Genomic DNA, 12,308 nt, shown 5'->3' with positions numbered 1-12,308 from the left:
GAACCGGGCCAGTATTATACGCCGGCCTTAAAGGAATGCAGGCGATTCATTGCCTTAGTGATGTCTTCTTTTAGCAGTATTTCAGTACAGCGGATAGATTCATCAATAGCCTCGTCAATTAAGGTTTGTTCACTGATTGGTGGCTTACCCAAAACAAAACCGGTGACTTTACTTTTATCACCCGGATGGCCGATGCCGATGCGCAAACGATAGAAGTTAGGGTTATTCCCCAACCTGCTCTGAATATCTTTCAGGCCGTTATGGCCACCGTTACCGCCACCTAGCTTTAATTTAGCCACGCCCGGCGGGATATCCAACTCATCGTGTGCGACTAAAATCTCTTCCGGCAGAATACGGTAAAACCCAACCATTGCGGCTACGGCCTTGCCACTGAGATTCATAAAGGTAGAGGGTACCAACAAGCGAACGTCTTGGCCTGCCAGATTTAGCCTTGCAGTGTAGCCGAAGAATTTACCCTCTTCTTTCAGTGGTTGATTATGGCGCTGCGCCAATAAATCCACATACCAAGCACCTGCATTGTGGCGAGTTTGGGCATATTCAGCGCCCGGATTTGCCAGCCCAACGATTAATTTAATACTGCTCACGTCGCCATTCGCTATAACTAAAGGAATTAAAGTGCCATAGTTTACCTGTCATAGCGCGTAATAACAAAACTGCTAGCATGAATTTATTTAGAGTGAATAGTTCAAGATGTGAATAGTTGCCTGTATGTATAATTCAAATTCAGTGCCAAATGTCTGGATTATGTAAAGATTTGTTGGAATATATTTGCCAGTTGTGATCACAAGCGCAATACCTTCCTCGCAAGCCTGACTATACTTAGTTATTAAGTGGACATGAATAATCGCATTAAGCAAGCAGTTTTAGCGTTCGGCTCAGTGGTTATTTATTGGCAACCTAGGTGGAGGTGGCATATGAAACGTAAAAGCGCAGCAAGGGTCGGTAATGTGCTGATGGGATTAGGTTTGGTTACCATGGTCGTAGGGGTAGGTTACTCAATCCTGACAGAGGTATCCCAACTGGGTCTACCGCAATTCTTTGCCCATGGTGCCGTGATGAGTATTTTTGTCGGCGCACTGTTGTGGTTAGTTGGCGCGCGTATCGGTGGGCGTGAGGAAGTTGCGGATCGTTATTGGTGGATTAAGCACTTTGACAAGCGTTGTAATCGCAACCAGCGTCACTCCTAGCGAGCAAGGCATCATTAGCGACTAATTACAGCGAAGCGGCAAACATAGACCTGTTTTCTTGGCTTTTTAATTGAGCTGATGTGCAGGAGGGGTAAATGACGGCTCAACGAGCGATAAAACAAACACCTATTGATCAAGAACTCAGCGATCGAGAGTAGAAAACCCGTTGTCGCATCTGCTTCAACGGGTTTTTCTTTATCTGCTTCAATTTATGCATTGCATAGTATCAATTCGTTATGAACCCCATTCGTGATGCCCACCAAGTGACCTATCGCGAAAATAGCTTAATGGCTAACTGCGGCCAGATAGCACCGCAGGGATATCCACAACCTAATACTGATTAATGCTCAAACATCGCAGAGATGGACTCTTCATTGCTGATACGGCGGATGGCTTCAGCCAACATGCCTGACAGGGTCAGAGTACGCACATTTTTTAATGCCTTGATTTCAGCTGACAACGGAATCGTGTCACAAACAATCACTTCATCGATAACAGAATGTTTGATGTTTTCAACCGCATTACCAGAGAAGATCGGGTGAGTCGCGTAAGCAAATACACGCTTGGCACCACGTTCTTTCAGGGCTTCCGCTGCTTTACACAATGTGCCACCGGTATCGATCATATCGTCAACTAACACGCAGTCACGGCCAGCAACGTCACCGATGATGTGCATCACCTGAGAAACGTTAGCACGTGGGCGGCGTTTGTCGATAATCGCCATATCAGTATCGTTCAGCAGTTTTGCAATGGCTCTGGCGCGAACAACGCCGCCGATGTCTGGAGAGACAACAATTGGGTTTTCCAGATTCTGCTGCAACATATCTTCCAGCAGGATTGGGCTACCAAATACGTTATCAACCGGAACATCAAAAAAGCCTTGGATCTGTTCAGCATGTAGATCCACTGTCAATACGCGGTCAACCCCAACACTTGAGAGAAAATCGGCAACAACTTTGGCAGTGATCGGTACACGGGCAGAACGCACACGGCGATCCTGACGAGCGTAACCGAAGTAAGGAATAACAGCAGTAATACGTCCTGCGGAGGCGCGACGCAGGGCATCAACCATGACAACCAGTTCCATCAGGTTATCGTTCGTGGGTGCGCAGGTGGACTGGATGATGAAAATATCACCACCGCGTACATTTTCGTTGATTTGCACGCTCACTTCGCCGTCGCTAAAACGACCTACAGCGGCGTCACCAAGACTGGTGTACAAACGGTTGGCAATACGTTGTGCTAGTTCCGGGGTGGCGTTACCAGCAAAAAGCTTCATATCAGGCACGAGAAGAACCTCAGGCATGCGTCCAGAGAAGATATTGTCATATCAGTAATCAGGGGCGATTATTCATACTGATTGCAATATACATACGGGTATTTAAAGCCAAAACACGGTGAATAACCGTCATCATTCAAATTACAGGTGTGTCGACTGTTCTCGTTCACCCGCATCACTTACTCATGTAAGGTTATCGGGATTCGCTCGTTTGCCGCTTTCCTGCATCTTGAAATCTATTGGGTACAAAACAGCATTATGAACCGGCTTTCAATCAAATGAGACAGGTATTTTCAGAACCCAAGGTTAGTAGAGCCATTACATCGACCTTACATAACGCTGTAAATCGTTATCTGCACTCACAACTTTCAATTTTCCCAGAGCGCGCACGATGCAGTGGCGAAACATTTACACCACGAGCAACAAAACCATGCAACCACTCCGGGGCAATACTTAACACCTGTCGGGCCGATGCCTCAGTGTCGAATTCTGCAAACACACAAGCACCGGTTCCGGTAAGGCGTGACGGAGCGTATTCTAACAGCCATGAAAGAGCCTGTTCAACCTCGCGAAAACGTTTTCTTGCGATCGGTTCGCAATCATTTGCGTACGGAGTGCTTAAAAGCGCCGCCAGTGGGCGAACTGGCGTATTTCTTTTTAATTCAGGATCAGAAAAAATAATTGGTGTTGGGATGCTTACACCGGGGTGTACCACCAAATACCACTTCTCTAAAGGCTCCGCAGGTTGCAATTTTTCGCCAATTCCCTCAGCAAAGGCAGCATGTCCACGAACGAACACCGGCACATCGGCACCTAATGTTAGGCCAAGAGTGGCCAATTTCTGATCAGAGAAACCACATTGCCACAGTAAATTGAGTGCAACCAGTACCGTAGCGGCATTAGATGAACCACCACCCAGTCCTCCCCCCATTGGTAGGCGTTTATCAATACTGATATCTGCCCCACGAGGTACTTTTACCGTGCCGGGCTGTTGTTGTGGCAATTGTTGTTGTAGAAATTGTTGTTGTAGCAATCGCGCCGCGCGAATTATCAAGTTCTGTTCGTTTTCTACGCCTGCAACTGGCGTTAATAAGCGAATCTGATTGTCATCTCGCGGCACAATAGTTAGCTGGTCGCCATAATCGAGAAACTGAAACAGGGTTTGTAAGTCATGATAACCATCGGCCCGTTGCCCGGTGATATAAAGAAACAGGTTTAATTTGGCCGGTGAGGGCCAGACATGTTGCTGCGTGCTAACCATGTTATTTGACAGTCCAATTATCCATTTTTAGCTTAATTCGCTGCCCGCCCTGGCTCAGTTCCATGCGGCTCGGCAATGCTGGCGTCACTTGAGTGTTGTATTCCTGATAATCAACCACCCACGTCATACCATTTTGTTTATAAGTCACTTGCTTCAAACGGTACTTATCATCAAGGATGAAATCAGTGGTATCACCGGGTAACCCTAAAATCCACTGACGTAAGCTTTCCAATGGAATGGACATCCCCGTCAACTTTTGAATCATTTCTTGTGGGTCATCACTGACATAGCGTTTGCCTTGATTATCGGTCAACTGGGTAACGCCTGGTTGTACCACCAATTCCAGTTCTGTGCTGCCCAATGGGTTGGTCAGCAGTAGGCGATAGCGCTCAGGTGTAGTTTGTTGCCAGAAAAAGCGCGCATAGACTTTTTGTTTTTCAGAAATATACGCAAAGGCACCCCGGGTCTGGAATTGGCTCAATTGCTGTAATTGTTGCTCATGTTGACGCCACTGTGGCGATGTCGGACTGGTCGCCGGACCGGTCGGTGGCGTGGTGCTACAGGCTGCTAGCAACAGCGTTGCTAAAGGGAGCAGGCGATAAAAACTGATTTTATACATCGACATATGGCTATAAATCCTATCGGTCGCACGGATATCATTGGCGACGCGTCTTTGATGAGGTCATGTTACCGATAAATAATAATTTTTGATAAAACAAATTATTTGATACCTAGCTAATTGGTATCTGAGGTGCTCACGCTAACGGGCTGAAGGCTGAGCGTCAATATCTTGTTCTATTTTGTACAGGGTTTACGCAATATTGTTGTACAGCAGATAACCAATTTCTGATCATAATTTATGATAATACTTAGGATATTGCACTGTGACTTTTATTGAACCCGCGCATCAAGTAGAATGCGGTTCAGACGAGAATCCATACTAACATCAGTATTACTCGAAGCCGTTCTCATGACTCTGCTTGCATTAGGCATTAATCACAAAACTGCGCCTGTATCTTTACGTGAACGAGTGAACTTTTCACCGGAATCTATCGACCAGGCGCTTGTCAGCTTGCTCCAACAGCCGTTGGTGCAGGGCGGTGTCGTATTGTCTACGTGTAACCGAACTGAGTTGTATCTCAGCGTAGAGCAGCAAGATAATCTGCATGAACAACTTATTGCCTGGCTTTGTACCTATCACAAACTCAGCCCGGACGAAGTGAAAAAAAGCCTGTATTGGCATCATGGTAATGATGCCGTCAGTCATTTGATGCGTGTTGCCAGCGGGTTAGACTCACTGGTATTAGGCGAACCCCAAATTTTGGGGCAGGTGAAAAAGGCCTTTGCTGAATCTCAGCGTGGTCAATCGCTGTCTGGCGAGTTGGAGCGGTTGTTCCAGAAATCTTTCTCGGTTGCCAAACGGGTTCGGACAGAAACAGATATTGGAGCCAGTGCCGTTTCGGTTGCTTTTGCTGCCTGTACTCTGGCACGTCAGATATTTGAGTCGCTTTCTGAACTGAATGTGCTGTTGGTGGGGGCTGGGGAAACCATTGAGCTGGTGGCTCGTCATCTGCGTGAGCATCAAGTCAAGCATATGATTATCGCTAACCGTACCCGTGAGCGAGCTCAAGTGCTGGCGACAGAAGTGGGGGCCGAAGTGATTACTTTGCCGGAAATTGATGCTCGATTGGCCGATGCCGATATTATTATCAGTTCAACGGCCAGCCCATTGCCTATTATTGGTAAGGGAATGGTCGAACGTGCTCTGAAAAGCCGCCGCAATCAGCCAATGCTGTTTGTCGATATCGCCGTACCACGGGATATTGAGCCAGAAGTGGGTAAACTGTCTAATGCCTATTTATACAGTGTTGATGATCTGCACGCGATTATTCAGCACAATATGGCACAGCGTCAGGCCGCTGCGGTGCAGGCCGAATCAATAGTACAGCAGGAAAGCATGAATTTTATGGCCTGGCTACGTGCGCAGGGGGCGGTTGAAACCATTCGTGATTATCGTTCTCAGGCCGAACAGGTTCGTAGTGAGATGACCGCTAAAGCATTGGCCGCCATTGAGCAGGGTGCCAATGTAGAACAAGTGTTGAATGAGTTGGCCCATAAGCTCACTAACCGCCTGATTCATGCTCCTACCAAATCCCTCCAGCAAGCCGCCAGCGATGGCGATATGGAGCGGTTGCAATTATTACGCGACAGCCTTGGGCTGGATCAGCATTAGTTTCCTCTAATTACAGGGTTTAAAACCACGGATGAAGTCTTCTATTGTTGCCAAACTGGAAGCGTTACAAGAGCGTCACGAAGAAGTGCTGGCGTATCTTGGCGATGCCAGCGTTATTGCCGATCAAGACCGTTTCCGCGCGTTGTCACGTGAATATGCGCAATTAACGGATGTCACCCGCTGTTTTAAAGAATGGCGCAGCGTGCAAGATGATCTCGAAGCCGCAGAAATGATGCTGGAAGATCTTGAAATGCGCGAAATGGCTCAGGAAGAACTGAAAGAAGCAAAAGCGCGCAGTGAAGAGCTGGAACAGCAGTTGCAAGTGTTGTTGCTCCCTAAAGACCCTGATGATGAGCGTGATTGTTTTCTCGAGATTCGTGCCGGGACCGGTGGTGATGAAGCGGCTATTTTTGCTGGTGACATGTTCCGTATGTACAGCCGTTATGCCGAAGCACGCCGCTGGAAAGTTGAAATCATGAGCGCCAGTGAGGGCGAGCATGGTGGCTATAAAGAAGTGATTGCCAAGGTCTCTGGTGATGGGGTGTTTGGTCAGTTAAAATTCGAGTCAGGTGGTCACCGTGTGCAACGTGTACCCGAAACCGAATCACAAGGCCGTATTCATACCTCTGCCTGTACCGTCGCGGTAATGCCTGCCATTCCTGAAGCTGAGATGCCGGAAATCAATGCCGGTGATTTGCGTATTGATACTTTCCGCTCGTCTGGTGCCGGTGGTCAGCACGTTAACACCACCGATTCGGCAATCCGTATCACCCATATTCCAACGGGCTTGGTGGTGGAGTGTCAGGATGAGCGCTCGCAACATAAGAACAAAGCCAAGGCGATGTCGGTGTTGGGTGCACGTATCCGTGCCGCAGAAATGCAAAAGCGCCAATTGGCAGAAGCTTCCGAGCGCCGTAATCTGCTTGGTTCAGGTGATCGCTCTGATCGTAATCGTACCTATAACTTCCCACAGGGCCGAGTGACCGATCATCGCATTAACCTGACCCTCTATCGCCTAGATGAAGTGATGGAAGGCAAACTGGATATGCTGATTCAGCCGATTGTGCAGGAATATCAAGCCGACCAGCTCTCTGCGTTGTCAGAGCAAGATTAATGGACTATCAGCAGTGGCTGTCGTTAACGGCAGCCCGTTTCAGTCAGAGTGACAGTCCAAAGCGCGATGCCGAGATTCTATTGAGTTTTGTCACCGCAAAGGCGCGTACCTATGTGTTGGCTTTCGGTGAAACTAAGCTGACAGCCGATCAGTTACAGCGATTGGAACAACTGGCAACCCGGCGTGAGCAGGGGGAACCTATTGCTTATCTGGTTGGGGAGCGCGAATTCTGGTCATTGCCACTCAGTGTTTCCTCCGCCACTCTTATTCCACGCCCTGACACCGAATGTTTGGTTGAACAGGCGTTGGCACATCTGCCAGCCACTCCTTGCCATATTTTGGATTTGGGTACCGGTACCGGTGCTATTGCTTTGGCGTTAGCCAGTGAGCGGCCAGATTGTGCTGTGGTGGGTGTGGACATCCAAGCCGACGCTGTTGCACTGGCTCGCCATAATGCAGAAAAGCTGGCCATAGATAATGTACATTTCCTGCAAAGTAGCTGGTTTGACGCGGTCGACGGACAATTTACGCTGATTGTTAGCAATCCTCCTTATATTGATGCCGATGACCCGCATCTGAACGAAGGTGATGTCCGCTTTGAGCCTCACAGTGCGCTTGTCGCACCTGCCGAAGGGATGGCTTCACTGGACGAGATTATCCGTCGTGCGCCGGCTTATTTAGAGGCGGGAGGCTGGTTAATGTTGGAGCATGGCTGGCAGCAAGCCGATGCAGTACAGAAATTACTTAAAAACGCCGGATTTAGTGCTGTAATGACGTATAAAGATTATGGTAATAATGATCGTGTTACTTTGGGGCAATGGATCGGCTAATCAAGAAAAATCTGATTTTGTGCGGCATTTATTCGGCAACAAATAAAAAAAACGATAAATATTTAACATAGATAAGGAAGCGAGAGTCATGTGGGTTGATTATATCGCCATGAAGTATTTACATTTACTCACAGTAGTTATCAGTATTACGCTGTTTGTATTACGTTTCTTTTGGAAATGTCGCGGTTCGGCTATGATGGATAAGCGCTGGGTAAAAATAACGCCACATATCAATGATACGTTGCTATTTGTCAGCGGTATTGTACTGATTTTTATCACCGGATTTTACCCTTTCAGTCCGCAAGGAACATGGCTGACTGAAAAGCTGTTTGGCGTTATTATCTATATCCTGCTTGGCTATGTCGCATTAGGTAAGCGAACCCGCAGCCAGAATCGTCGCTGGCTTGCTTTCATACTCGCATTGGGTTGCCTGTATTTGATTGTCAAACTGGCAACAACTAAATTACCACTGCTGATGGGATATCTATGAGTAGCATTGCTGATTTCGAATTTAACAACGCGTCCCTGTGTGATGGGGTGTTATTGGTTACCCAGGAGATTCGACAGAATTTTCCACTGGTTGATGTACGCAACCAATTACAACAGCTCGTTGATGATGCCCGGGCTGCGATGCCCGCCAATCTCAATCAGGATCAGCAATTAGAAGTGCTTATTGATCTGTTTTACCGTAAATGGAAATTTGGCGGTGCTGGTGGCGTTTATCGCCTGTCAGACGCTATCTGGCTTGATAAAGTGTTGGATAAACGTCAAGGGACGCCAGTATCGCTGGGCGTCATTTTCCTGCACATCGCCCATCAACTGGATCTACCTTTGATGCCAGTTATCTTTCCAACTCAATTAATTCTTCGGGCTGATTGGTTAGATGAAGAAATGTGGCTGATTAATCCGTTAAACGGTGAAACGCTTAATGAACATATGCTAGAAGTGTGGATTAAGGGCAACCTGGGTTTGAGCGCCGAACTGGAAGATGAAGATCTGGAAGAAGCGGAAAACACCCTGATTGTTCGTAAAATGCTTGATACATTGAAAGCGGCATTAATGGAAGAGAAGCAGATGGAGTTGGCATTGCGCGCCAGTGAAGCGGTATTGGCTTTTGACCCCGATGACCCCTATGAAATCCGCGACCGTGGCTTGATTTATGCCCAACTGGATTGCAACCATATTGCTATCTCTGATTTAAGCTATTTTGTTGAACAGTGCCCGGAAGACCCGATTGCTGAAATGATAAAAATGCAGATCCACTCCATTGAGCAACAGCGGGTGACATTGCACTGATCTCTTTTATACCGCGGTTGTATGGTAGCCATGTCTTGCGGCATAACCGTGGTAATTAATCTCGATTTACCCTTTATAAAGGTATTAGTATGAAACAGAAAGTGGTTAGCATTGGCGATATCAACGTAGCGAACGACCTACCTTTCGTGCTGTTCGGCGGCATGAATGTGCTTGAGTCGCGCGACCTGGCAATGCGCATTTGTGAACATTATGTCACGGTGACCCAAAAGTTGGGCATTCCTTATGTGTTTAAAGCCTCGTTCGACAAAGCCAACCGTTCTTCAATTCATTCTTACCGTGGTCCCGGTTTGGAAGAGGGGATGAAAATCTTCCAAGAGCTGAAACAGCAGTTTGGTGTCAAAATCATCACCGATGTGCATGAAGCCAGCCAGGCAAAACCGGTGTCCGAAGTGGTTGATGTTATTCAATTACCGGCATTTTTGGCGCGTCAAACTGATTTGGTTGAAGCTATGGCCCGCACTGGCGCGGTTATCAACGTGAAAAAACCGCAGTTTGTCAGTCCTGGGCAGATGGGCAATATTGTCGATAAATTTAAAGAAGCCGGTAATGATCAAGTGATCTTGTGTGATCGCGGCAGTAACTTCGGTTATGACAATCTGGTGGTTGATATGTTAGGTATCAACGTTATGGTCCAGGCGACTGGCGGTCATCCAGTTATTTTCGATGTGACTCACGCATTACAATGCCGTGACCCGTTTGGCGCAGCCTCCGGTGGCCGTCGTGCTCAAGTAGCTGAACTGGCGCGTGCTGGCATGGCCGTTGGTTTGGCAGGGTTGTTTATCGAAGCGCACCCAGAGCCGAACAGCGCCAAGTGTGATGGTCCGTCAGCTTTGCCATTAGACAAACTAGAACCGTTCCTGGTGCAGATGAAAGCTATCGATGATTTAGTGAAGAGTTTCCCGGTGCTGGATACCAGCAAGTAAAAAGTGTTCGCCGGTAATATTTGAATAAAGAAAAGGCAGTGTAGGTAACTACACTGCCTTTTTTGAAAACCGTAATACTCATTCAAAGGGACTAACCTCTTACGCGTAAAGCCTCCAGCGCTTCTGGCAGTGACCCATAAAAACTCAACTTGCCTTCAATGGGCTGCACTCTGGCTCTTGCCAGCGTCTTCAGCGGCTGGAAAGGAATATCCGTGATAACGAGCTGTTGTTGCTCGCCCAGCGCCTCTGTGAAGCGTAGGAACGCATTTAGGCCACCGGCATCCAGAACCGGTACTGCATCCCACTGCAAAATAATGGTTTGATAATTCTCACAACGGCTGAGTAACTCATTAAATATCCGCTCTGCGGCAGCGAAAAACAGTGGCCCGTTCACTCGCAATACCAGCGTATGCTCATCAACAGCCGCGGGTATCTCACTCAGGCGCGTCATGCGCGCAATACGCCGCATAAACAGCAGTGAGGCCAACACAATACCCACTGTGATTGCAATCACCATGTCAAATAATACCGTCAGGCTCATGCACAACAACATCACAATAATGTCATCTTTAGGCGCTCGGCGCAGGAGGTCAACGACTTTATGTGCCTCACTCATGTTCCAGGCCACAATCAGTAGCAGAGACGCCATCGCAGCTAAAGGCAGATAAGACAACATCGGTGCCAGTACCAGTAACGCCAGTAAGACCAACAGTGCGTGGATGATGGCTGACACTGGTGAGGTTGCACCTGCGCGAACATTAGCCGCAGAACGAGCAATGGCGGCAGTCGCAGTGATCCCGCCAAAGAATGGCGCAATGATATTCCCCAGTCCCTGACCGACTAACTCACTGTTGGAGTGATGCTTTTGTCCTGTCATACCATCAAGTACGACGGCGCAGAGCAATGACTCAATTGCGCCCAGCATTGCCATAGAAAAGGCTGCGGGCAGTAATGCAGAGAAGGTTGCCCAGTTCAATACAAATGGCTGACTATTGGCGGCAGGTAAATTCCACGGCAAGACAAATTGCGGCAGGATGGGGGGAATACCGTGGCCTTGGGTGCCATCGGCCAGTAAATAGCCAAAGCGCGAGCCGATAGTCGCCACTTGATGATCAAATAGCGATAACACCGCCATGACGGCAGTACCCGCAACCAATGCCGGTAAGTGACCCGGTAACTTTAATTTTAACCGTGGCCAGAGTATTAATACCAGCAGAGTGACGGTTGCAATTAGCGTATCACTGAGGTTGATGGTTGGCATTGCTTGAGCCAACGCGGCAACTTTACCAGCATAATTTTCCGGCACTTCTGTCAGGTGCAGGCCAAAGAAATCTTTCACCTGCATGGTGGCAATGGTGATACCAATACCTGAGGTAAAACCGAGGGTGACGGACAGCGGGATATATTCAATCAATCGGCCAAGTCGCCCTAGGCCCATAAATAATAAAAATATACCGGAGATCAGTGTAGCCAGCAGCAAACCCGCTAAACCAAACTGCTGTGATACCGGATAGAGAATAACCACAAAAGCGGCAGTGGGGCCGGATACGCTATAGCGGGAGCCGCCGGTGACCGCAATAACAATACCGGCAATAGCGGAGGTATATAAGCCGTATTGTGGTGGGACACCACTGGCAATAGCCAGTGCCATCGCCAGTGGGATAGCAATGATACCGACAGTGACACCGGCAATTATATCTTTGAGAAGTCTTTGAAGTGTATAGGTTTCTCGCCAGCAAGCGTCAATAAGCGCGCTGAACGGCCTAATGCCGTTAATTCCGTGCGTTTTCATCTAAGGTGCAAACCAAATAAAGAAAAGACAAAATAAATGGCGGGCCAGTAAGGGTCCGTCTCGAGTAGCAGAACACAACGATACGCCAATTAGGTGACTAAGATCTAGATGTATATCAATCTCAGTCGGAAAATTAGATAACTGTCGGTTTTATAAAGAGGGTTAAATGAACGGATTCATGGTGGACCAGTGCATTCCTCCCCTGAATAAATGAAAAGTGGTTATTATCCCCACTAGCGCCTTCTTTTAGACCCAAGTATCGGAAATTGAAAAATAAGCATCCAAACTAGGGCTGCATCCTGTGTGCGAAATCGAAAGGGGGGTGATTAGGCGACATCTTGTTACATGAAT

12 protein-coding genes and 1 pseudogene are annotated in these 12,308 nt (G+C 47.8%); 7 read left to right on the top strand and 6 right to left on the bottom strand.

Translation table 11 applies throughout. The features are described 5' to 3' along the window. Positions 1 to 14 precede the first annotated feature (14 nt). Entirely contained in the window at positions 15 to 605 is a 591-nt protein-coding gene (locus A6J66_006770) for an aminoacyl-tRNA hydrolase (protein ID PNM23928.1), read from the bottom strand. 330 nt (positions 606 to 935) lie between these two features. Between A6J66_006770 and A6J66_006765 the strand changes: the two genes are divergently transcribed. Then, a complete protein-coding gene (locus A6J66_006765) occupies positions 936 to 1,208 on the top strand; it encodes a hypothetical protein (protein ID PNM23927.1) in 273 nt (90 codons plus the stop codon). A gap of 14 nt (positions 1,209 to 1,222) precedes the next feature. Here the strand turns inward: A6J66_006765 and A6J66_006760 are convergent. The 4 genes and pseudogenes from A6J66_006760 to A6J66_006745 form a co-directional block, all read right to left on the bottom strand. Next, positions 1,223 to 1,408, bottom strand: a pseudogene (locus A6J66_006760) (hypothetical protein). Positions 1,409 to 1,548: 140 nt separating this feature from the next. Continuing rightward, positions 1,549 to 2,496, bottom strand: a complete 948-nt coding sequence (locus tag A6J66_006755) for a ribose-phosphate pyrophosphokinase (GenBank protein PNM23926.1) — start codon at positions 2,494 to 2,496, stop codon at positions 1,549 to 1,551. Between the two features lie 340 nt (positions 2,497 to 2,836). Next, positions 2,837 to 3,748: a 4-(cytidine 5'-diphospho)-2-C-methyl-D-erythritol kinase gene (locus A6J66_006750; protein PNM23925.1), complete on the bottom strand. Its 912-nt coding sequence runs from the start codon at positions 3,746 to 3,748 to the stop codon at positions 2,837 to 2,839. Position 3,749: 1 nt separating this feature from the next. Then, complete coding sequence (locus tag A6J66_006745; GenBank protein ID PNM23924.1) at positions 3,750 to 4,373, bottom strand: lipoprotein localization protein LolB; 624 nt, start codon at positions 4,371 to 4,373, stop codon at positions 3,750 to 3,752. A gap of 345 nt (positions 4,374 to 4,718) precedes the next feature. Here A6J66_006745 and A6J66_006740 point away from each other — a divergent pair, with 345 nt between their 5' ends. The 6 genes from A6J66_006740 to A6J66_006715 all read left to right on the top strand — a co-directional run bounded on the left by A6J66_006740 (position 4,719) and on the right by A6J66_006715 (position 10,165). Next, the gene (locus tag A6J66_006740) at positions 4,719 to 5,981 is read left to right on the top strand and encodes a glutamyl-tRNA reductase (protein PNM23923.1); all 1,263 of its coding nucleotides are present in this window, start codon (positions 4,719 to 4,721) and stop codon (positions 5,979 to 5,981) included. A gap of 31 nt (positions 5,982 to 6,012) precedes the next feature. After that, a complete protein-coding gene (gene prfA, locus A6J66_006735) occupies positions 6,013 to 7,095 on the top strand; it encodes a peptide chain release factor 1 (protein ID PNM23922.1) in 1,083 nt (360 codons plus the stop codon). Continuing rightward, positions 7,095 to 7,925: a peptide chain release factor N(5)-glutamine methyltransferase gene (prmC, locus tag A6J66_006730; protein PNM23921.1), complete on the top strand. Its 831-nt coding sequence runs from the start codon at positions 7,095 to 7,097 to the stop codon at positions 7,923 to 7,925. Before prfA ends, prmC begins: the two co-directional genes overlap by 1 nt. Positions 7,926 to 8,013: 88 nt before the next feature. Beyond that, positions 8,014 to 8,415 carry a siroheme synthase gene (locus tag A6J66_006725; GenBank protein ID PNM23920.1) on the top strand — a complete coding sequence of 134 codons (402 nt, stop codon included), beginning with the start codon at positions 8,014 to 8,016 and terminating at the stop codon, positions 8,413 to 8,415. Then, positions 8,412 to 9,221, top strand: a complete 810-nt coding sequence (locus tag A6J66_006720; GenBank protein PNM23919.1) for a hypothetical protein — start codon at positions 8,412 to 8,414, stop codon at positions 9,219 to 9,221. The genes A6J66_006725 and A6J66_006720 overlap by 4 nt, the downstream gene beginning before the upstream one ends. Before the next feature lie 89 nt (positions 9,222 to 9,310). Beyond that, positions 9,311 to 10,165 carry a 3-deoxy-8-phosphooctulonate synthase gene (locus A6J66_006715; GenBank protein ID PNM23918.1) on the top strand — a complete coding sequence of 285 codons (855 nt, stop codon included), beginning with the start codon at positions 9,311 to 9,313 and terminating at the stop codon, positions 10,163 to 10,165. 91 nt (positions 10,166 to 10,256) lie between these two features. Here the strand turns inward: A6J66_006715 and A6J66_006710 are convergent, their stop codons facing one another. Continuing rightward, positions 10,257 to 11,957, bottom strand: coding sequence for a C4-dicarboxylic acid transporter DauA (locus A6J66_006710; GenBank protein PNM23917.1), 1,701 nt, complete (start codon positions 11,955 to 11,957; stop codon positions 10,257 to 10,259). Positions 11,958 to 12,308 lie beyond the last annotated feature (351 nt).

The organism is Yersinia enterocolitica (assembly GCA_002082245.2).
Lineage (GTDB): Bacteria > Pseudomonadota > Gammaproteobacteria > Enterobacterales > Enterobacteriaceae > Yersinia > Yersinia enterocolitica_E.
The sequence above is the reverse complement of the archived record's forward strand: the minus strand, read 5'-3'. Positions and strand labels throughout refer to the sequence as shown.

Coding starts and splice junctions, on each gene's coding strand:
- A6J66_006765 (PNM23927.1), top strand. CDS start 936: ATGAAACGTAAAAGCGCAGCAAGGGTCGGTAATGTGCTGATGGGATTA.
- A6J66_006750 (PNM23925.1), bottom strand. CDS start 3,748: ATGGTTAGCACGCAGCAACATGTCTGGCCCTCACCGGCCAAATTAAAC.
- A6J66_006745 (PNM23924.1), bottom strand. CDS start 4,373: ATGTCGATGTATAAAATCAGTTTTTATCGCCTGCTCCCTTTAGCAACG.
- A6J66_006740 (PNM23923.1), top strand. CDS start 4,719: ATGACTCTGCTTGCATTAGGCATTAATCACAAAACTGCGCCTGTATCT.
- prfA (PNM23922.1), top strand. CDS start 6,013: ATGAAGTCTTCTATTGTTGCCAAACTGGAAGCGTTACAAGAGCGTCAC.
- prmC (PNM23921.1), top strand. CDS start 7,095: ATGGACTATCAGCAGTGGCTGTCGTTAACGGCAGCCCGTTTCAGTCAG.
- A6J66_006725 (PNM23920.1), top strand. CDS start 8,014: ATGTGGGTTGATTATATCGCCATGAAGTATTTACATTTACTCACAGTA.
- A6J66_006720 (PNM23919.1), top strand. CDS start 8,412: ATGAGTAGCATTGCTGATTTCGAATTTAACAACGCGTCCCTGTGTGAT.
- A6J66_006715 (PNM23918.1), top strand. CDS start 9,311: ATGAAACAGAAAGTGGTTAGCATTGGCGATATCAACGTAGCGAACGAC.
- A6J66_006710 (PNM23917.1), bottom strand. CDS start 11,957: ATGAAAACGCACGGAATTAACGGCATTAGGCCGTTCAGCGCGCTTATT.